Annotated in this window: 19 protein-coding genes and 1 other annotated feature; of the genes, 16 read left to right on the forward strand and 3 right to left on the reverse strand. The window is 58.0% G+C overall.

What is annotated here, in order from left to right; genetic code table 11:
• Nucleotides 1–43 precede the first annotated feature (43 nt).
• The 12 genes from tuf (at nucleotide 44) to DWX58_RS02160 (ending at nucleotide 13,553) form a co-directional block, all read left to right on the forward strand.
• Nucleotides 44–1,246 carry an elongation factor Tu gene (tuf, locus tag DWX58_RS02105; RefSeq protein ID WP_118641349.1) on the forward strand — a complete coding sequence of 401 codons (1,203 nt, stop codon included), beginning with the start codon at nucleotides 44–46 and terminating at the stop codon, nucleotides 1,244–1,246.
• 303 nt (nucleotides 1,247–1,549) lie between these two features.
• Nucleotides 1,550–2,245 (forward strand): hypothetical protein, encoded by a 696-nt coding sequence (locus tag DWX58_RS02110; RefSeq protein ID WP_118641350.1) that lies wholly within the window; start codon nucleotides 1,550–1,552, stop codon nucleotides 2,243–2,245.
• 115 nt (nucleotides 2,246–2,360) lie between these two features.
• Nucleotides 2,361–2,603 (forward strand) — a binding site (T-box leader).
• 110 nt (nucleotides 2,604–2,713) lie between these two features.
• Entirely contained in the window at nucleotides 2,714–3,763 is a 1,050-nt protein-coding gene (locus tag DWX58_RS02115) for an ABC transporter substrate-binding protein (protein WP_199648636.1), read from the forward strand.
• Between the two features lie 83 nt (nucleotides 3,764–3,846).
• Nucleotides 3,847–4,755, forward strand: coding sequence for an ABC transporter permease (locus DWX58_RS02120; RefSeq protein ID WP_118641351.1), 909 nt, complete (start codon nucleotides 3,847–3,849; stop codon nucleotides 4,753–4,755).
• Between the two features lie 7 nt (nucleotides 4,756–4,762).
• Nucleotides 4,763–5,563, forward strand: a complete 801-nt coding sequence (locus DWX58_RS02125; protein WP_118641507.1) for an ATP-binding cassette domain-containing protein — start codon at nucleotides 4,763–4,765, stop codon at nucleotides 5,561–5,563.
• A 65-nt stretch (nucleotides 5,564–5,628) separates the two neighbouring features.
• Nucleotides 5,629–6,354 (forward strand): 16S rRNA pseudouridine(516) synthase, encoded by a 726-nt coding sequence (locus DWX58_RS02130; protein WP_118641352.1) that lies wholly within the window; start codon nucleotides 5,629–5,631, stop codon nucleotides 6,352–6,354.
• A 105-nt stretch (nucleotides 6,355–6,459) separates the two neighbouring features.
• Nucleotides 6,460–7,551, forward strand: a complete 1,092-nt coding sequence (locus tag DWX58_RS02135; protein ID WP_118641508.1) for a helix-turn-helix domain-containing protein — start codon at nucleotides 6,460–6,462, stop codon at nucleotides 7,549–7,551.
• A 262-nt stretch (nucleotides 7,552–7,813) separates the two neighbouring features.
• On the forward strand, nucleotides 7,814–8,503 hold the full coding sequence (gene ftsE / locus DWX58_RS02140; protein WP_118641353.1) for a cell division ATP-binding protein FtsE: 690 nt from the start codon (nucleotides 7,814–7,816) through the stop codon (nucleotides 8,501–8,503).
• Nucleotides 8,487–9,377: a permease-like cell division protein FtsX gene (ftsX, locus tag DWX58_RS02145; RefSeq protein ID WP_118641354.1), complete on the forward strand. Its 891-nt coding sequence runs from the start codon at nucleotides 8,487–8,489 to the stop codon at nucleotides 9,375–9,377. The genes ftsE and ftsX overlap by 17 nt, the downstream gene beginning before the upstream one ends.
• A 147-nt stretch (nucleotides 9,378–9,524) precedes the next feature.
• Nucleotides 9,525–10,763 carry a peptidoglycan DD-metalloendopeptidase family protein gene (locus DWX58_RS02150; RefSeq protein ID WP_118641355.1) on the forward strand — a complete coding sequence of 413 codons (1,239 nt, stop codon included), beginning with the start codon at nucleotides 9,525–9,527 and terminating at the stop codon, nucleotides 10,761–10,763.
• Between the two features lie 141 nt (nucleotides 10,764–10,904).
• Nucleotides 10,905–12,155 (forward strand): peptidoglycan DD-metalloendopeptidase family protein, encoded by a 1,251-nt coding sequence (locus DWX58_RS02155; protein ID WP_118641356.1) that lies wholly within the window; start codon nucleotides 10,905–10,907, stop codon nucleotides 12,153–12,155.
• A gap of 69 nt (nucleotides 12,156–12,224) precedes the next feature.
• Complete coding sequence (locus tag DWX58_RS02160; RefSeq protein WP_118641357.1) at nucleotides 12,225–13,553, forward strand: cytochrome c biogenesis protein/redoxin; 1,329 nt, start codon at nucleotides 12,225–12,227, stop codon at nucleotides 13,551–13,553.
• A gap of 37 nt (nucleotides 13,554–13,590) precedes the next feature.
• Here DWX58_RS02160 and DWX58_RS02165 read toward each other — a convergent pair whose 3' ends face one another.
• The 3 genes from DWX58_RS02165 to glyA all read right to left on the reverse strand — a co-directional run bounded on the left by DWX58_RS02165 (nucleotide 13,591) and on the right by glyA (nucleotide 16,580).
• The gene (locus tag DWX58_RS02165) at nucleotides 13,591–14,379 is read right to left on the reverse strand and encodes a ZIP family metal transporter (protein WP_118641358.1); all 789 of its coding nucleotides are present in this window, start codon (nucleotides 14,377–14,379) and stop codon (nucleotides 13,591–13,593) included.
• An 8-nt stretch (nucleotides 14,380–14,387) separates the two neighbouring features.
• Complete coding sequence (locus tag DWX58_RS02170; RefSeq protein WP_118641359.1) at nucleotides 14,388–15,218, reverse strand: putative RNA methyltransferase; 831 nt, start codon at nucleotides 15,216–15,218, stop codon at nucleotides 14,388–14,390.
• A gap of 111 nt (nucleotides 15,219–15,329) precedes the next feature.
• Complete coding sequence (glyA, locus tag DWX58_RS02175) at nucleotides 15,330–16,580, reverse strand: serine hydroxymethyltransferase (protein WP_118641360.1); 1,251 nt, start codon at nucleotides 16,578–16,580, stop codon at nucleotides 15,330–15,332.
• A gap of 206 nt (nucleotides 16,581–16,786) precedes the next feature.
• Here glyA and nth point away from each other — a divergent pair, with 206 nt between their 5' ends.
• The 4 genes from nth (at nucleotide 16,787) to era (ending at nucleotide 20,223) form a co-directional block, all read left to right on the forward strand.
• On the forward strand, nucleotides 16,787–17,443 hold the full coding sequence (nth, locus tag DWX58_RS02180) for an endonuclease III (protein ID WP_118641361.1): 657 nt from the start codon (nucleotides 16,787–16,789) through the stop codon (nucleotides 17,441–17,443).
• A 26-nt stretch (nucleotides 17,444–17,469) separates the two neighbouring features.
• A complete protein-coding gene (locus DWX58_RS02185; RefSeq protein ID WP_118641362.1) occupies nucleotides 17,470–18,747 on the forward strand; it encodes a replication-associated recombination protein A in 1,278 nt (425 codons plus the stop codon).
• A 6-nt stretch (nucleotides 18,748–18,753) separates the two neighbouring features.
• Nucleotides 18,754–19,248, forward strand: coding sequence for an rRNA maturation RNase YbeY (ybeY, locus tag DWX58_RS02190; RefSeq protein WP_118641363.1), 495 nt, complete (start codon nucleotides 18,754–18,756; stop codon nucleotides 19,246–19,248).
• A gap of 75 nt (nucleotides 19,249–19,323) precedes the next feature.
• Nucleotides 19,324–20,223: a GTPase Era gene (gene era / locus DWX58_RS02195; RefSeq protein ID WP_118641364.1), complete on the forward strand. Its 900-nt coding sequence runs from the start codon at nucleotides 19,324–19,326 to the stop codon at nucleotides 20,221–20,223.
• Nucleotides 20,224–20,452 lie beyond the last annotated feature (229 nt).

Here is a 20,452-nt window from a genome sequence, read left to right on the forward strand (position 1 = left end):
CGGCAAAAATGGTTTATAATTGTAATATAAGGAGGAAATCCCAATGGCTAAGGCAAAATTCGAGCGTACTAAGCCCCATGTTAACATCGGCACCATCGGTCACGTCGACCACGGCAAGACCACTCTGACTGCCGCCATCACCAAGTATCTGGCTATGCAGGGCAAGGCCGACTACACCGACTACAGCTCCATCGACAAGGCTCCCGAGGAGCGCGAGCGCGGCATCACCATCAACACCGCCCACGTGGAGTATGAGACCGACAAGCGTCACTATGCCCACGTTGACTGCCCGGGCCACGCTGACTATATCAAGAACATGATCACCGGTGCTGCTCAGATGGACGGCGCCATCCTGGTTATCGCTGCTACCGACGGCCCCATGGCTCAGACCAAGGAGCACATCCTGCTGGCCCGTCAGGTGGGCGTGCCCGCCATCGTGGTCTTCCTGAACAAGTGCGATCAGGTTGACGACGAGGAGCTGCTGGAGCTGGTGGAGATGGAGGTCCGCGAGACCCTGTCCAACTACGAGTTCCCCGGCGACGACATCCCCATCATCAAGGGTTCCGCTCTGAACGCTCTTGTTTGCGAGTCTCAGGATCCCAACGCTCCCGAGTATGCCTGCATCAAGGAGCTGATGGACGCTGTTGACGAGTATATCCCCACTCCCGCCCGTAACGACGACCTGCCCTTCCTGATGCCCGTCGAGGACGTGTTCACCATCTCTGGCCGTGGCACCGTGGCTACCGGCCGTGTGGAGCGTGGCATGATCAAGACTGGCGAGACTGTCGAGATCGTTGGCCTGACCGACGAGAAGAAGTCCACCGTCGTGACCGGTCTGGAGATGTTCCGCAAGACCCTGGATTACGCTGAGGCTGGCGACAACGTGGGCGCTCTGCTCCGTGGTATTGCCAAGACCGACATCGAGCGCGGCCAGGTTCTGTGCAAGCCCGGCTCCATTCACCCCCACACCAAGTTCGTGGGCCAGGTGTACGTCCTGTCCAAGGACGAGGGCGGCCGTCACACCCCCTTCTTCAACAACTATCGTCCTCAGTTCTACTTCCGTACCACCGACGTGACCGGCATCATCACCCTGCCCGAGGGCACCGAGATGTGCATGCCTGGCGATAACGTCGACATGAAGGTCGAGCTGATCACCCCCATCGCCATTGAGAAGGGCCTGCGTTTCGCTATCCGTGAGGGTGGCCGTACCGTGGGTTCCGGCGTGGTTATCGAGATCGACGAGTAATTTTACGTTGCCGTTTCTCAAAGAGCGGGCTTCTAAGGAAGCCCGCTCTTTTTTATTGCAGGTTTCTCTGGGCTGACCGGCATTTTTCTTGACACAATAGGTTTATTGTGATAAACTCAAGACAGATTAAAGGTTTAATTGAATAAACCAAAGGAACTTATGTTGGCGAAGCGAAAAGAGACATGAAAGCCGGTTTGCTGCAAGAAGTAAATCCTTGAATTCGATCTGACATTCGGATGAGCAGAATTGGCCGAATAGATTAAGAACGTTGCGATAAAATAATAAAAAGGACGAAAGGTTGGGATGAGTATGACACTGGATCACGAAACGGCGATGTTTTCTGCACAGAAGCTCCGGCTGATGCAAAAAGGCAACATTGTAATTCTGATTTCTCTGGCAGCGATTTTGGCAAATGCAATTCTCAACCTGGTCCTTGCATGGAACAATCCGATTGCACTTGTGCAGGGAGGCATAGGGACGATGGTGGTCTTTATGATCATCGGTGTGGTCGCTATGGCGGTAGGCAGCATCATGTATTTGGTAGGACTGTATGGAATGGGCCGGGTCCGTCCGGAGTATCAAAAGGCATTTCTGATTGAAATTGTTTTACTTATTCTGGGAATTGTTTACAATATGCTGGGCCAGGAGGGGGTTCTGGCTGAGACAGTGGATGCAATCCGAAACCTGGGGGTGTTGGTGGTCCTTTGGTTGGTGCTCCAGGGGACGCGGTGCTTGTTGGACGGCCTGGAGCAAGAGGCAGTCCTGCGGCGGGGTAAAAGAGTGTGGAAGCTGTATGTCCTGTCAGAGCTGATCAGTGTAATCCTGATTTTTATTCCTGTGCCAGTGGAATTTGGCACCGTAACCATTACCTTTCTGGCTTTTGCGGTGGTGATTGCCATTCTGGGCATCGTGGCCGCAATCGACTATATAGGATACCTAGGGCAGGCTGCGAGAGCCTTGGAGCAAATGGTATTCTCTGTGAATAACGAGCAGGCGTAGTGTTGGTACATAGCCAGGGAGCAGCGGTGTTCCGCTGCTCCCTTTTTGTAGGAAGTGAAAAAAGGGGTTGACAAGTGAGTATGGGATGCATATAATAGCACCAACAAGTAAATCCCAAAAACCTATGAAGAAGATTAGTAGCCGGTGCAGCAAACCTTCAGAGAACCCTGGGTGGTGGAATCAGGGCGGGGAGCGCCTGAGTGAATGGACTTTTGAGGGCGGCTTGAACGGGCAACCAAGTAGATGCCGACGGGTACCCACCCGTTATCCGTCGGGCACGCGTGATGGCGCGTGAAGCGAGCGGACGTGTTTACGTCAATTTGGGTGGTATCGCAGGAGTAAGGCTCTTGTCCCATGTGGGGGACAGGGGCGTTTTTTTATACTCCCAAGAAAGGCCGCCGGCACCGGCCCCTCCATCACCCACCCAAACAAATATCGGCCCAAAGGCCAATTATGGAGGTATTTCTTATGAAAAAGCACAACATCGTAAAGAAACTCACTGCTCTGACCCTGTCCCTTGCCATGGCAATGACTCTGGCGGCCTGTTCGTCCGGCAGCTCCTCTTCTGGTTCTGCCTCTTCCGGAACGCCTTCTTCCGGCGGATCTTCCTCCGGGGCCTCCGGCGATGGGTATAAGATTGCTGTGGTCCGCCAGCTGGACCACCCTTCCATGAATGAAATCCGGGATGCCATCACCGCCGAACTGGATGTCAAGGCGGATGAGCTGGGTGTGAGCATTGAATACCGGGACTTCAGCGGCAACAATGATACGTCTGCTCTTCAGCAGATTGGTGCGGAGATTATTGCCGGCGGTTATGACGCCATCATCCCCATCGGCACCCTGGCTGCCCAGCAGATGGCCGTTTCCGCCCAGCAGACCCAGACCCCTGTCATCTACGGCACCGTCAGCTACCCCGAGGTAGCCAAGCTCACCGGAATTCCCTATGTCACCGGCACCAGCGACGCCCTGAACGTGGAGCTTATTCTGGATATGATGCTGGCGCAGAACCCTGACGTGAAGACCGTTGGCCTTCTGTACTCCACCTCTGAGCTCAACAGCGCCCCCGCCATTGAGGACGCCAAGGCCTATCTGGACAGCAAGAACATCTCCTACATTGAGAAGACCGGCAACACCTCCGACGAGATCATCGCCGCCGTCAGCTCCCTGGTGGGCCAGGTGGATGCGGTATTCACCCCCACCGATAACGTGGTTCAGGCTGCCGAGCTGGCCATTGCCCCCACTCTGATTCAGGCGGGCATTCCCCACTACGCCGGTGCCGACTCCTTCGTCCGCAACGGTGCCTTCGCCACCTGCGGCGTCAATTACACCGATTTGGGCACTCAGACCGCTGACCTGGCCCTCCAGGTGCTTCAGACCGGCGAGTTCCCCGACTATATCACCGTCTCCGGCGATATCATCACCGTCAACACCGAGACCGCCGCTGCTCTGGGCGCGGACTACTCCATGTTCGCTGACATGAGCGCCCAGCTGGTGGAGGTCCAGACGACCCAGGATTAACCCAAGCACCGAAAACCCAGGATCACAGCCATCCCTCCGCTTGAGCGGAGGGATGGCCTGTCCATTGAGAGGAGCGATTTTCCTTGGTTTATGTCATTCAAACGGCTCTGGAGACAGGCTTTCTCTATGCCCCTGTGGCGCTGGCTCTGTTTCTCAGCTTTTCCATTTTGAATATTGCCGATATGACCACAGATGGGGCGTTCGTACTGGGCAGCGCTGTGTCCGCCATGATGTGCCTGTCCGGCCACCCCATTCTGGCTCTGCCCGCAGGAATGCTGGCCGCCGCGGCCGCCGGTTTTATCACGGCCTTTCTTCAGACCAAACTGTCTGTGCCTTCCATTCTGGCAGGCATTATCACGAACATCGGCCTTTACAGCATCAACCTGATGGTGATGGGCAAGAGCAACCAGTCCCTGTTTATGGTGCCCACCGTCTACACCCTGGCTCAGGAGGCCGGAATTGGGGGGAGCTGGAGCAAGGTAATTGTGGCCGTCCTCATTGTGCTGGTGCTGTGCGCACTGCTGGTGCTGTTTCTGGGCACCCGGCTGGGCCTGTCTATCCGGGCCACCGGCGATAATGCGGATATGGTCCGGGCCTCCTCTATCAATCCCACCTTTACCATCACAGTGGGCCTGTGTGTATCCAACGCCATGACCGGCCTGTCCGGTGCTTTGGCCGCCCAGTCCACCACAGTGGCCGATGTCAATAACGGCACCGGCATGGTGGTGCTGGCCCTGGCCGCCCTGGTGATTGGCGAGACCCTGATCGGCAAGGGCTCCATGGTCCGGCGGGTGCTGGGCGTGGTGGTGGGCAGCATCATCTACCGCTGCATCTATGCCGCCGCCCTGCGGTTCAATATCCCGGCCGATTATATGAAGTTGGTGTCCGCCGTGATTGTGGGCGTGGCCATTGCTGCCCCGGCGGTCCGCCGCTGGGCCGCCTTCCAGATGAAAAAGCGCCGTGCCCTGGCGGCCAGAAAGGAGGAGAGGTGAAATGGCAATGCTGGAATTAAGAAACCTTTCCAAGACCTTTAACCCTGGGACGGTGAATGAGAAAACCGCTCTGTCTCACCTGAATCTGACGGTGGAAGATGGGGATTTCATTACCATTGTAGGCTCCAACGGGGCGGGCAAATCCACCCTCTTCAACGCCATTGCCGGTGTATTCTATGTGGACGAGGGCTCCATTGTGCTGGCGGGGGAGGACATCACCTATAAACCGGAGTATAAGCGCAGCCGGGAGATGGGCCGCCTGTTCCAGGACCCTATGCGGGGGACCGCCCCCAACATGACCATTGAGGAGAATCTGGCTTTGGCCTATCTCCGCACGGCCAAGCACCAGCACGCCTTTTTCAGCCGCACCAGCAAGGCGGACCGGGCGTTTTTCCGGGAGCAGCTGGCACGGCTGGATATGGGCCTGGAGGACCGGATGCGCCAGCCGGTGGGGTTGCTGTCCGGCGGTCAGCGTCAGGCTCTGACTCTGCTTATGTCCACTTTGGTGCCCCCAAAGGTGCTGCTGCTGGACGAGCACACCGCGGCCCTGGACCCAGGCACCGCAGAAAAGGTGCTGAAGCTGACAAAGGAGATTGTGGCAGAGCACCACATCACCACGCTGATGGTGACCCATAACATGCATCAGGCCCTGGGGCTGGGCAACCGGACCCTGATGATGGACGGGGGCAGTGTGGTGCTGGACATCCGTGGGGAGGAGCGCGCCGGTATGACAGTGGACGGTCTGCTGGAGCGGTTCCGTACGGGAGCCGGAAAGGCACTGGACAACGACCGGATTCTGCTGTCCTGAGCAAAACATCCACATGGGCCGCCGCGGCAAGTGCGCGGCGGTCCTTTTCTGAGGAGGTATGCCGTATGGCACAGGAGCGTTTGGATAAGCTGCTCTCCTCCACGGGACGCTGGTCCCGGAAGGAGGTCAAGGAGCTGGTGCGCCATGGACGGGTGCGGGCCAATGAAGTGCTCGTGGCCCGGCCGGAGGACAAATATGATCCGGAAACCACCGCCATTCAGGTGGACGGAGAACTGGTGGACTGCGCTCCCTTTGTCTACATCATGCTCCACAAGCCGGCGGGCCTTCTGTCTGCCACCGAGGACAAGCGTCAGAAGACCGTACTGGGCCTGCTGCCGGAGTACCTGCGGCGGCGGGGGCTGTTTCCGGTGGGGAGGCTCGACAAAGATACCACGGGGCTTCTGCTCATTACTGATGACGGGGCACTGGCCCATGAGCTGCTCTCTCCCAAGAAGCATGTGGACAAGGTGTACCTTGCGCAAGTAGAGGGGCAGGTAAACCAGGAGGATGTGGACGTTCTGGCAGAAGGAATGGTGCTGGGGGATGGAACCCGGTGCCTCCCGGCAGGGCTGAAACCTCTGGAGGATGGAAGCCGCTGTCTGGTCACGTTGCGGGAGGGAAAGTATCACCAGGTGAAGCGAATGCTGGCCGCCCGAGGAAAACCGGTGCTGACTTTGAAGCGGTTATCCATGGGCCCATTGGTGCTGGATGACGGCTTAAATCCCGGAAATTGGCGCTTTTTGACACCAAATGAGCGGGTTTCTCTTCAAAGGGCGGTATCACGCACCTGAGGTTTTTGGTCGTTTTCCACAAAAAAATAGAGAAAACCTCTTGCCAAAGGCGGGGGGGACCCGTTATAATAAGGATATGCTTTGAGCGTAATAGGAGGGATGGATGTGTCTAGCAGGATGTTCCAAGGAGTCGTCCTCCAGATGAAGGACAGCGTCAACCGCATGGTGGGCGTGATTGATTCTGACGGGATTGTGGTGGCTTGCAGTGAGCTGACCTGTATTGGGGAGCATTGGGCCGGTGCAGTTTCTGCCATCAATGCGGCGGAAAATACTGAGGCCTATTTTGAAGGAAAAGTGTTCAAGCCCCTGGCTGGCTGGGGTGCTCAGTTTGACTATGCCGCCTTTGTCAAGGGCGAGGACGAGCTGGCCGTGTCCCTCTGTGCGGTGGCCGTGGTTGCCTTTAATGGTGCCAAGACCTACTATGAGGAGAAGCATGACAAGGCCACCTTTGTAAAGAATATTATTTCGGATAACATTCTGCTGGGGGATATTTATACCCAGGCCAAGGAGCTCCATTTTGTCTCTGAGGCGCCCCGGGCCGCCTTCCTGGTGCGCCAGCTGGGCCCCGCAGACGTGAGCACCATTGATGTGATCCGCGGCCTGTTCCCGGATGAGCAGACGGACTTTGTCATCTCCATCAATGAGACCGACGTGGCCCTCATCAAGCAGCTGTCCGAGGGTGCGGATATCAAGGAGCTGCAAAAGATTGCCAAGCAGATCTCCACCGCCGTTTCCCAGGAGCTGGGCATCAAGGTGGTCATCGGCATTGGTACCGTGGTCAACCACATCCGCGACCTGGCCCGGGCCTATAAGGAAGCCGGCGTGGCCATTGACGTGGGTAAGGTGTTTGAGACGGAGAAGACCGTCATCAACTATGAGAACCTGGGTATTGGCCGTCTGATTTATCAGCTGCCCACCATCCTGTGCCAGATGTTCCTCCAGGAAGTGTTTAAGAAGAACCCCATTGATGCCCTGGATCAGGAGACCCTGCTCACCATCAATAAGTTCTTTGAGAACAATCTGAATGTGTCTGAGACTGCCCGGAAGCTGTTTGTCCACCGGAACACTCTGGTGTACCGCCTGGAGAAAATCAAGAAGCTCACCGGCCTCGATCTGCGGGAGTTTGACGATGCCATTACCTTCAAGGTTGCTTTGATGGTAAAGAAGTACCTCATTTCCCGGGGAATTGAATCCTGATTTTAGAAGAAAAAGCCGTCTGCTATTGCAGACGGCTTTTTTGTTTGTACGCAGGGAAATGGGGCTTGCATTCACTTGGGTTATGAGTTACAATAAAGTAACAAAAATGACAAAATAATTACAAAACATTATTTTCGGAAAGACGGAAAATGGGGGAACGGAGCTGATTTAGTCATTTACATAACGCAGGATCTGTGGTACACTTTCCATAAGCGCTTTTCAGCGCGAGGGTTGAAATTGAAAGAGATTTACGGAGGAGCACATGATACGGCTCATAGATGTATATAAGGAATATGACAACGGAACCAAGGCCCTGAAAGGGGTCAATATGCGTATCGACGACGGAGAGTTCGTCTTTCTGGTGGGACCTTCCGGATCGGGAAAGTCCACGGTAATCAAGCTGATTACCGGAGAGATTGCAGCCACTGAGGGGAAACTGATGGTCAACGGCTACAGCCTGAACAACATTGCACCCCGGCAGATCCCCTATATGCGGCGCACTTTGGGCATTATCTTCCAGGATTTCCGGCTCATTGAGAAGAAGACAGTGTACGAAAACCTGTCCTTCGCCATGCGGGCCATCGGAGCCTCCCCCCGGGAGGTTCGCCGGCGCATCCCCTATGTGCTGCAGCTGGTAGGGCTGGAGCAGAAGGCGGACCGGTATCCCGGACAGCTGTCCGGCGGCGAGCAGCAGCGTGTGGCCATTGCCCGGGCGCTGGTGAACAACCCCAGCATGATCATTGCCGACGAGCCTACGGGTAACCTGGACCCCCAGCGTTCCCTGGAGATCATGATGCTGCTGGAGCGGATCAACGAGCTGGGCACCACCATGCTGGTGGTCACCCACGAGAAAAATCTGGTCAACCGCTTTTCTAAGCGGGTGGTGGCCATTGAAAACGGACGGATCATCAGCGACGAGACAGGTGGGTACTACAATGGCGAGAAAATTTGACGCAGGATATTATTTCAGTGAAGGCTTCCACTCCATTTTTACCCACGGCTTTATGTCCTTTGCCGCTGTGTGTATGATTGTGGCCTGCCTTCTGATTATGGGCTCCTTTTCCCTGCTGGCGGTGAACTTGGACCACATGCTGGGAGATCTGGAGGCAGAAAACGAGTTTTTGGCCTACATAGATGAGAATTACACGGAGGAGGAGGCCCGGGCCCTTCAAAGTCAGATCGAGGCCGTGCCCAATGTGTCCAATGTGACCTTTGTTACCCGTGCAGAGGCGCTGGAGGACTGGAAAGAAGGGCGTGCAGAGAACGATCTGCTGAATTCCCTTCAGCCGGAAGTGCTTCGGGACCGTTACCGCATTCATGTGGCGGATATTGAACAGCTGGGCCAGACCGTGGATCAGGTGGAACAGATTGGCGGAGTGGCAGATACCAGTGTGGCGCTGGAAATTGCTCAGGGCTTTGTGCTGGTGCGCAACATTGCCACCGGCGTGGCGGCGGTGCTCATCGGCATCCTGCTGGTGGTGTCCCTCTTTATCATCGCCAACACCATTAAGCTGGCCACCTTCTATCGCCGGGAGGAAATCGCCATCATGAAGATGTGCGGTGCCACCAACGCCTTTGTTCAGTGGCCCTTCGTGGTGGAGGGCATGCTGCTGGGTCTGACCGGCGCACTCATTGCCTTTTTTGCCCAGTGGGGCATTTATCAGCTGGTGGCCAAGCTGATTATTCAGGGCAATGGCCTGTCTCTGGTCACGGTGACCAGCTATACCTCCATGGCCCCCAACATTCTGATGGTGTTCTGCGGAACGGGTGCACTCATCGGTGTGGGCGGTTCTCTGCTGGCCATCCGGAAGTTCCTTCAGGTCTGATTCTAAAAGGAGAGATACCATGAAGCGGCAAAAGAGACAGCGTATGATGATGGCTATTCTGGCCGGATTGATGGTGGTGGTACTGCTGCTGCCTATCCTGGCCAATATTATGATTCACTGACCATCGCGACGGATGAGGAGCAAGCAATGAAATACACAGCGAAAGGATTCCGAAAAATAATTTCTCTGCTGGTGGCGCTGGCGCTGCTGGTACCCCTTACGGGAGAGGTTTCTGTGATGCCGGCTGCGGCCGTCACCCAGGCGGAGATTGACGATTTGAAGGATCAGGCGGCAGACCTGGACAGCCAGCGGGCGGAGCTTCAGCAGCAGCTGAAGGCCATTCAGGCGGACAAGAGCAAGGCTCTGGAGCAGAAGAGCTTGCTGGAGCAGCAGATTGATGCCACTCAGGCGGAGATCAATAATATCCAGTCTCAAATCCAGAAGTACAGTGAGCTCATCACCCAGAAAGAGAGCGAGCTGGCCCAGGCGGAGGAGCAGGAGCAGCAGCTCTATGAGCTCTTTTGCGAGCGGGTGCGGTACATGGAGGAGGAGGGAGAGGTCTCTTACTGGTCCATCCTCTTTTCCTCCAGTGATTTTTCCGACCTATTGGATAACTTCATGATGGTGGAAGAGATCATCGACTACGACAACAGCGTCATGGAGGAACTCCTGGCCCTGCAGGAACAGATTGAAGCAGATAAGGCGGATCTGGAGACCTCCAAGTCGGAACAGGAGGCGGCCAAGGTCAAGCAGGAAGAGGCCAAGGCGGCCCTGAAGGAACAGGAATCCCAGGTGGATGCCCTGATTCAGGAGATCAGCGGCAAGGAAGACCAGCTGGAGGCTGCGGAAGCTCAGTTGAAGGCGGCCGCCAACGCCATGGACGCAGAGATCAAGCGTCTGGAAAAGGAGATGGCCGACCAGATTGCCAATGTGCCCAGTGAGTCAGGGTTCCTTTGGCCTCTGCCCTCCAGTTGGAATACCCTGTCTTCCCTGTACGGAAGCCGAATCCACCCCATTACCGGTAAGCCCAACAACCATACCGGCATTGACATCCCCGCCTCCAAGAATACCAACATCTACGCAGCTAAGAGCGGCGTGGTCACGACCTCTACGTATAACAGCTCTTACGGCAACTATGTGGTGATCTCCCACAGCGACGGAACCTCCACCCTGTACGCCCACATGAATAAGCGGGCCGTGTCCAAGGGACAGACTGTATCTCAGGGACAGGTCATTGGCTATGTGGGTACCACGGGTTCTTCCACCGGTAACCACCTCCATTTCGAGGTCCGTGTCAATGGTAATCGTACCGACCCGGTGAACTACTTCAAAGACAAGACTCTATATGTGACCTCTGGAGGCAAGAAAGTGCTTTTGGAGCACTGAGCGAATCTCAGAAAAACCGACACGGCCTCTGCTGTGCCGGTTTTTTCAAAACTGGAGGGAAGCGGCTATCTGCGGCAGAGACGCAGATCCGTCTCCGGTACGAACGTGCATTTGTTCTGTGACTGAGAAGGGGCGGCTTTCATGAAAACTGGAATGAACGTGGTGCGAAAGGTAATTTCTCTTCTGGTGGTGCTGACTTTGCTGGTACCACTGGCGGGGGAGGTGGCAGTCATGCCCGCCTCCGCGGTCACTCAGGCGGAGATCGATGACCTGAAGGACCAGGCGGCGGATCTGGACAGTCAGCGGGCGGAGCTTCAGCAGCAGCTGAAGGCCATCCAGGCGGACAAAAGCAAGGCGCTGGAAAAGAAACGCCTGTTGGAGCAGCAGATGAACGCCACTCAGGCGGAGATCAATAACATTCAGACCCAAATCCAGAAGTACAGTGAGCTCATCACCCAGAAAGAGGGGGAGCTGGCTCAGGCAGAGGAACAGGAGCAGCAGCTTTATGAGGAATTCTGCCAGCGGGTACGGTACATGGAGGAGGAGGGAGAGGTCTCCTACTGGTCTATTCTCTTTTCCTCCAGCGATTTTTCGGACCTGCTGGATAACTTCATGATGGTGGAGGAGATCATCGACTACGACAACAGCGTCATGGAGGAGCTTCTGGCGCTCCAGGAACAGATCAAAGCAGACAAGGCCGACCTGGAGAACTCCAAAGCGGAGCAGGAGGCGGCCAAGGTCAAACAGGTAGCCGCCCAGGAGGCCTTGAAGGACCAGGAGTCCCAGGTGGACGCCCTCCTGGAAGAGATCAACGGCCAGGAGGAACTGGTGAAGGAGGCGGAGGCGGAGTTGAGGGCAGCGGCCAACGCTGTGGACGATGAGATCAAGCGCCTGGAGCAGGAGATGGCCGACCAGATCGGCAATGTTCCCAGCGAATCGGGCTTCCTCTGGCCTCTGCCCTCCAGCCGGAACACCCTGTCCTCCCTGTTTGGGACCCGGAAGGACCCGTTCACCGGCAGGCCGGGCAACCACACCGGAATTGACGTTCCCGCTCCCAAGAATACCCCCATCTACGCTGCTAAAAGCGGCGTGGTCACTACCTCGGTCTACGGCTCAGGATCCTCCTGGTCCTATGGCAACTACGTGGTAGTCTCCCACAGCGACGGAACCTCCACCCTCTACGCCCACATGAACAGCCGGGCGGTGTCCAAGGGGGAGACCGTCTCCCAGGGGCAGGTGGTTGGCTATGTGGGTACCACAGGCCGGTCCACCGGCAACCACCTCCACTTTGAGGTGCGGGTGCATGGAACCCGGAAAGATCCTGTGGACTACTTTGGAGACAAGACCCTCTACTACCGCTCGGGCGGTAAGACCGTCCTGCTCCCACATTGATGAAAAATTCAAAAAACCGACACGGCTTTGCCGCGCCGGTTTTTTGTCCCCTAAAGGAGAATGATTGATATGGGCTTTTCCCTGGAAACCAGCGTCCCGGTCCTCACCGTCTTTGTGCAGGGCCTGCTCAGCTTCTTTTCCCCCTGTGTCCTGCCTTTGGTGCCCCTCTACGTCAGCTACCTGGCGGGAGGTGCGCGCACCGTGGCGGAGGACGGAACCATCCGCTATCCCCGGGGCAAGGTGATGGTGAATACTCTGTTTTTTGTCCTGGGTGTCAGCTTTACCTTTGTGGCACTGGGCCTGGGCTTTACCGCCCTGGGCCAGTTCTTCAGTGGAAACCGGGTGTGGTTTGCCCGGGTGAGCGGCGCCATTATGATCCTCTTCGGACTTTACCAGCTGGGGGTGTTCGGCAAATCCAAGGCGGTGGAACAGGAGCACCGCCTGCCCCTGCGCCTGGACAAATGGGCCATGACCCCCATCACAGCCCTGGTGCTGGGCTTTACCTTCAGCTTTGCCTGGACCCCCTGTGTGGGGCCCACCCTGGGCAGCGTGCTGCTCATGGCCTCGTCGGCAGGTACCGCCGGAGCGGGCTTCCTTCTCATCGGGGTATATACCCTGGGCTTTGTCATTCCCTTCCTGGCAGTGGGCCTCTTTACCGGGGCGGTGCTGGGCTTCTTCAAGCGCCACCAGAAGGTAGTGCGCTATACGGTGAAGGTAGGGGCAGTGCTGCTCATCCTCATGGGTGTCATGACCATCACCGGCTATATGAACGGCATCACCAGCTACCTCTCCACCGTGGGCGGCGGCACCACCCAGAGCCAGACAGACACTTCGAGTCAGAGCGGAAGCCAGAGTCAGGAGGACGAGAAGGAGCAGAATACCGATTCCTCCCAGACCGAGGGAAGTGCTTCCTCCGGGGGAGAGGAGACCAACTTGGTTCCCGCCCCGGACTTTACCCTCACCGACCAGTACGGCAACACCCACACCCTCTCGGACTATAAGGGCGAGACCGTCTTCCTGAACTTCTGGGCCACCTGGTGCGGCCCCTGCCAGAGCGAGATGCCCGAGATCCAGGCCATGTATGAGGACTACGGGGAGAATCAGGGGGACCTGGTGGTGCTGGGGGTGGCTAACCCCAAGTCGGCAGACTACCCCACCAGCCAGGACGTGAGCCAGGAGGAAGTGGAGCAGTTCTTGACCGACAACGGCTACACCTTCCCGGTGCTTATGGACTCTGCAGGCGAGGTATTTGCCATGTACGGCATCTGGGCTTTCCCCACCACCTTTATGATTGACACGGACGGCAACGTCTTCGGCTATGTAGCCAGTGCCCTCACCCGGGACATGATGGAGAGCATCGTGCATCAGACCATGACCGGCCAGCGGGCAGAAGGATGAACAAAGACCGGATCTCATACGAGATCCGGCCTTCTTTTTATCCCAGAGCCACGTCCAGAATCATCATGATTACAAAGCCCGCCATGACGCTCAGGGTGCCCGCGTTGGAGTGCTCCCCCAGATGGGCCTCGGGGATCAGCTCCTCGGTGACCACATACATCATGGTGCCTGCGGCGAAGGACAAAAGCCAGGGCATGAAAGGCTCAATGGCTCCGGCAGCCAGCACCACCAGAATGCCGAAAATAGGCTCCACCAGTCCGGACAGGGCTCCGTACAGAAAGGAGCGGCCGGTGCTCACCCCCTCCTGCCGCAGGGGCAGGGAGATGGCGGCACCCTCAGGGAAGTTCTGAAGGCCAATGCCGATGGCCAAGGCCATTGCGGCCGACAGACCGCCGCCGCTGTGCTGGGCGGCCAGGGCGAAGGAGAGGCCCACGGCCATTCCCTCGGGGATGTTGTGCAGGGTGACGGCCAGCACCATCAGGGTGGTGCGCCGCCAGGAGGAGGGCAGACCCTCCGGGGCTTCGGCCTCGGGATGCAGATGGGGCAGCAGACTGTCCACGCCCCACAGAAAGAGAACTCCCAGTAGGAACCCGCCCGCGGCGGGCAGCCAGCCGATGCCGCCCAGAGCTTCCGTCTCCTCAATGGCGGGGAGCAGCAAACTGAACACCGAGGCGGCCACCATCACGCCGGCGGCAAAGCCCAGAAAGATGCGCTGCAGGGAGGGGGTGGTTCGGCCCCGGAACACCAGCACGGTGGCCGCACCCAGGGCGGTCATGAGAAAAGTAAAGCCGGTACCTACTGCGGCCCAAAGGATCGGGTGATTCATAAAACCTCCTAAAGTTTTCGATAGAGGTGCAGGTCAAAGCCAATCTGACAGTCCAGGGCGGGCAAAGCCTCCAACCGGGCAATCCCCTCTTTTGGGGTCTTCCAGGCATAGGGGGTCATGTGGAAGAGGGCCATAATGTCGGCGGAATCGGTGAGGGAGAGGGTGTAGCGCACCGGCCGGGCCTCCTGCCACGCAAAGCCGGGATAGTCCTCCCGCTTCACCGGGTTTTCATAGGGCTGGGGGTACAGGACCTCCTTCATCTCCCACAGGTGGAGGGCGGAGGGCACCACATAGACGAACAGTCCGCCCGGACGCAGGACACGGGCAAATTCCTCCACAGCCAGGGGGGAGAAGACGTTGGTCAGCACGTCCACGCTTTCATCTCCCACCGGGAGATGGTACACCGAGGCCACGGCAAACTCCCCCTCCGGCAGCCGCTTGGCCGCCCGGCGCAGGGCAAATTTGGAGAGATCCACTCCCGCCGCCCGGGGCTGGTGCCCGGACGCCTCCAGAGCCCGGAAGAGCCCCTGGGTGTAGTAGCCCTCGCCACAGCCGCTGTCCAGCAGGACGGGGCGGGGCAGGTGGGATACGGACTCGGTGACCGCCTGGCTCAATGCCTCCAGCAGGGGGGCGTAGTGTCCCTGATCCAGGAACGCAGAGCGGGCAGCCACCATCTCCTTATCATCGCCGGGATTTTTGGAGTGCTTTCGATTGGCGGGCAGCAGATGGACATAACCCGCCGCGGCCCGGTCAAAGCTGTGACCGGAGGGACATACGTAGCGGCCCTCCTGGACCTCCAGGGGGGCGGCGCACAGAGGACAGCAGAATAAGCTGGACAAATTGGTTCACCTCATCTCCCATTATGCCGAAGGGGCGGGAAAATAGCAAGGCAAATTTTCGCTAAAAAACCGGAGGCCGCATATGCAGCCTCCGGAACGAAAGGGAATGAATTAGCCTTCGTACAGGGGGAAGCGTCCTGTGAGCTCCTTGACCTGGGCCCGCAGTTCCTCCACATGCTGGGCGTAGTCGTCGCGAGCCACCTGGCAGATGAGCTTGCCCACCTGCTGGGACTCCGCCTCCCGGAAGCCCCGGGCGGTGATGGCAGGGGTGCCCACCCGGATGCCGGAGGTAATAAAGGGCTTCTCCGGGTCGTTGGGAATGGCGTTCTTGTTGGCGGTGATATACACCTCGTCTAGCCGGTGTTCCATTTCCTTGCCGGTGAGGCGGGCGGGACGGAGGTCCACCAGCATCAAATGGTTGTCCGTGCCACCGGACACCAGATCCAGGCCGCCCTCCAGAATGGACTGGGCCAGCACCTTGGCGTTCTTCACGATCTGGTGCTGATATTCCTTGAATTCCGGCTTCAGAGCCTCGCCCAGAGCCACCGCCTTGGCGGCGATGATGTGCTCCAGAGGGCCGCCCTGGGAGCCGGGGAAGATGGCGGAGTTGAGCTTTTTGGCGATCTCCGGGTCGTTGCACAGCAGCATGCCGCCCCGGGGCCCGCGGAGGGTCTTGTGGGTGGTGGTGGACACCACGTCGGCGTAGGGAACGGGGGAGGGATGCTCACCGGCGGCCACCAGACCGGCGATGTGGGCCATGTCCACGAAGAGGTAGGCCCCCACCTCGTGGGCAATGTCGGCAAAGGCCTTGAAATCAATGGTGCGGGGATAGGCGGAGGCGCCGGCCAGAATCATGCGGGGCTTGTGCTTGCGGGCCAGATCCCGCACCTGGTCGTAGTCGATGTAACCCTTATCATCCACTCCGTAGGGCACCATGTGGTAGTTGCGGCCGGAGAAGTTTACCGGGGAACCGTGGGTCAGATGTCCGCCGTTGTCCAGGCTCATGCCCATGACCGTGTCGCCCAGCTGGCACAGAGCCTGGTAGACGGCGTAGTTGGCCTGAGCGCCGGAGTGGGGCTGCACGTTGGCGTAGGCGGCGCCAAAGAGCTTTTTGGCCCGCTCGATGGCAATGTTCTCCACCACGTCCACGCACTGACAGCCGCCGTAGTAGCGTTTGCCGGGGTACCCCTCGGCGTATTTATTGGTCAAAACGGTTCCGGCTGCCGCCAGTACCGCAGGACTGACAATATTTTCGGAGGCAATCAGCTCAATATTCTGCTGCTGCCGGTCGTATTCGGCCCGGATGGCATTGCCCACCTCCGGGTCATAAGACTGAAGAAAATCCATACCTTCTTTGACCATGTAAAAGCTCCTTTCCAGACACAAAAGCGGCTCCATCTATTTGACGATTTAATTCAGTGAAGAGAAAGAGCGGCGTATTGGTACACATTATAGCAGAATTTTTTGAAAAAACAATGTGCAAATCAGAAAAAGGCATCGAAATAATAGAACAGATATGCTATAATACATCAGTTATCGAAGCATCAACAACCAAGAGGTGAGACAATATGGCAAAGCAAAGGGAAGCCGTTCTGGCCATTGTGGAAGAATTAAAGCGGATTTATCCGGAGGGGATCTGCTCCCTGGAGTATCAAAAGGACTACGAGCTGCTGTTCTCCGTTCGTTTGGCGGCTCAGTGCACCGATGAACGGGTCAATCAGGTGACTCCGGCGCTGTATGCCCGGTTCCCCACCCTGGAGGCCCTGGCCCAGGCGGACGTGACGGAGGTGGAGCAGTACATTCACTCCACCGGCTTTTTCCGGGCCAAGGCCCGGGATATTGTGCTGGCCTCCCAGATGCTGCTCCGGGAATATGGCGGAAAGGTTCCGGACAATATGGAGGACCTGCTGCGCCTGCCCGGCGTGGGTCGGAAGACGGCCAACCTGATTTTAGGCGATGTGTACCACACCCCCGGCGTGGTGGTGGCGGATACCCACTGCATCCGAATTTCCGGCCTGCTGGGGCTCACCGACGGCACCAAGGACCCGGGGAAGGTGGAGCAGCAGCTCCGGGCCATTCTGCCCCCCGAGGAGTCCAACGACTTCTGTCACCGGCTGGTCCTCCACGGACGGGCGGTGTGCATTGCCCGCCGGCCCCAGTGCCAGAGCTGTACCCTGCGTCCCTGGTGTGACCACTTTGCCAAAAACGGGGACAAGGAGTCATAATCAGGTTCGACAAAGGAAGTGTTCGTATGGCATACCGGCCGCTGGCCGATGAAATCCGGCCTCAGACCCTGGATGAGGTGGTGGGACAGAAGCATATTCTGGGCCCAGACGGTCTGCTCCGCCGGATTATTGAGGGAGGAACCATCCCAAATTTGATTTTCTATGGCCCATCGGGGACCGGAAAGACCACGGTGGCCAACATCATCGCCAAGAAGACCAACCGTCCCCTCCACCGCCTCAACGCCACCACCGCATCCATCGCCGACATCAAGGAGATTATGGCGGACATCGGAACGCTGATGGCCCCGGAGGGTGTGCTGCTCTATCTGGATGAGATCCAGTATTTTAACAAGAAGCAGCAACAGTCCCTGCTGGAGTTTATGGAGGATGGCCGGATTACCCTCATTGCCTCCACCACGGAGAATCCCTTTTTCGCTGTGTTTGGAGCGGTGTTGTCCCGGTCCACCGTGTTTGAGTTCAAGCAGATTACCGCCGAGGACGCCTTGCCCGCCATCGACCGGGGCATTGCCATTATGGAAAAGCGGCTGGCGGTCCAGGTGGAGTGTGAGGATGGGGTGCGGGAGCATTTGGCCTGGGCCTGCGGCGGAGACATCCGCAAGGCCATGAACGCCCTGGAGCTGCTGCTCAACGCCGGGCGGCGGGACAAGGGCAAGCTGCGGGTCACCCTGGAGGACGCCCAGACGGTGGCCCAGCGCTCTGCTATGCGCTACGACCGGGAGGGGGATGCTCACTTTGACATCGCCTCTGCACTGATGAAGTCCATGCGGGGCTCTGACCCGGACGCGGCGCTGCACTATCTGGCCCGGCTGCTGGAGGCGGGGGACATGATCACCGCTATCCGCCGCATCCTCTGCTCCGCCAGCGAGGACGTGGGGCTTGCCTACCCCCAGGCCGCTTTTATTGTAAAGGCCTGCGTGGACAGCGCCCTCCAGCTGGGTCTGCCGGAGGCCAAGCTGCCCCTGGCCCAGGCGGTAATTCTTCTGGCCACCTCCCCCAAGTCCAACTCTGCCTGCATGGCCATTGACCGGGCCATGGCGGATGTACGGGCGGGGAAAGCGGGGGATATACCCCGGGAGCTGCAGAATGTGCATGCCGATTCCAAGGGGATGGAGCGGGAGCAGGGATACAAGTATCCCCATAATTTCGCCCACCACTGGGTGGAGCAGCAGTACCTGCCCAATGAGCTGAAGGGCGTACACTACTACCAGTACGGAGACAATAAGAATGAGCAGGCCGCCCGGCATTACTGGGATGCCATCAAGGGCGGCGCGGGAAAGGAATAAGGGAGCATGGAGCACCAGATCATTGTAGAATCGGAAGTGGAGGCCCAGCCGGAACTGGCCGGCCAGGTGACCCGGGTCATTGAAGCGGCGCTGAAGGCAGAAGGCGTGGAGCTGCCCTGTGAAGTAAATGTGCTGTTCACCAATGATGCAGGGATTCAGGAAGTGAATCGGGAAATGCGAGATACAGACCGCCCCACCGACGTGCTGTCCTTCCCCATGTTCGAGCTGGAGCCGGGCGTCCCGCCGGAGGACGAGGACTATCTGGACCCGGAGACCGGCCTGTGCCCTCTGGGGGATATGTGCATCTCCCTGGAGCGGGCCGAGGAGCAGGCTAAGGAGTATGGCCATTCTCTGGAGCGGGAGCTGTGTTACCTGGCTGTCCATTCGGTGCTCCACCTGCTGGGCTACGACCACCTGGACGAAGGCCCCATGAAGCGCCAGATGCGGGCCCGGGAGGAGGCCATCCTGGGCGGGCTTGGAATCACCCGGGAGAAGGAATAAGCAGATTTAATCTGAAAACGGCGGCTGCGGAGCCGCAACTTATCATATGCTCAAAGAAAGTTGAGGATCATCTCTATGTCCATTGTAAAATCCGGAATCATTACCCTCTGCGGCCGTCCCAACGTGGGAAAGTCTACCCTCATCAACGCCCTGGTGGGGGAGAAGGTGGCCATCGTCACCAATAAGCCCCAGACCACCCGTAACCGCATCTGCGGCGTGCTCACCCGGGGTGAGAGCCAGTTTGTGTTTGTGGACACTCCGGGCCTCCATAAGGCCCGTACCCGCCTGGGAGATTATATGGTCAATGTGGTGCGGGAGTCAGTGTCCGATGTGGATGCGGTGGTGCTGCTGGTGGAGCCCATTGCCCACATCGGGGAGCCGGAGCGGCAGCTGATGGACCGCATCAAGACCCTGCAATGCCCCGCCGTGCTGGTCATTAACAAGACGGACACGCTGGAACACAAAGAACAGCTTCTGGAAGTGATTTCCCTTTACAGCCAGGCCTGCCCCTTCGACGCAGTGGTTCCTATGTCCGCCCGGAACAAGGAAGGTGTGGAGGAACTGCTGCAGGTGCTGGAGGGCTACCTGCCTGAAGGCCCCCAGCTCTTCCCGGAGGATATGACCTCCGACCAGCCGGAGCGGCAGATGATGGCGGAAATTCTGCGGGAAAAGCTGCTGCTGTGCCTGGACAAGGAAATCCCCCACGGCACCGCGGTGGAGATCACCCGCTTTGCCGAGCGGGATGACGAGGTCATCGAGGTGGAGGCCACCATCTACTGCGAGAAGAGCAGTCACAAGGGCATCATCATCGGTAAGGGCGGATCTATGCTGAAGAAGGTGTCCACCCTGGCCCGGCAGGATATGGAGCGGTTCATGGGTACCAAGGTGTACCTCCAGACCTGGGTGAAGGTGAAGGAGAACTGGCGGGACAACCCGGCGGCCATCCAGAATTTCGGATACAGCTGTGACAATTAGTTGAAAAACGTCCCGCCTGTCGCACCAATCCTGACGCACAGGTGGGCGGCATCGCATAGGATTTTTAAGGGTCTTGGAGCAATCCGAGGCCCTTTTTTCGTACCCTTGACACCCATTCCACTCTTGCCGCAGACCTCTGGAACGGCCATTCTGAGACAGGAATCCTGCTCCGGTGTACGTGCCCATTTTGCCGCTAAATGTGCGGAAAACGGCAGTATTTGTGCCGGAA

Origin of the sequence: Pseudoflavonifractor sp. AF19-9AC, assembly GCF_003478995.1 — a bacterium.
Lineage (GTDB): Bacteria > Bacillota > Clostridia > Oscillospirales > Oscillospiraceae > Lawsonibacter.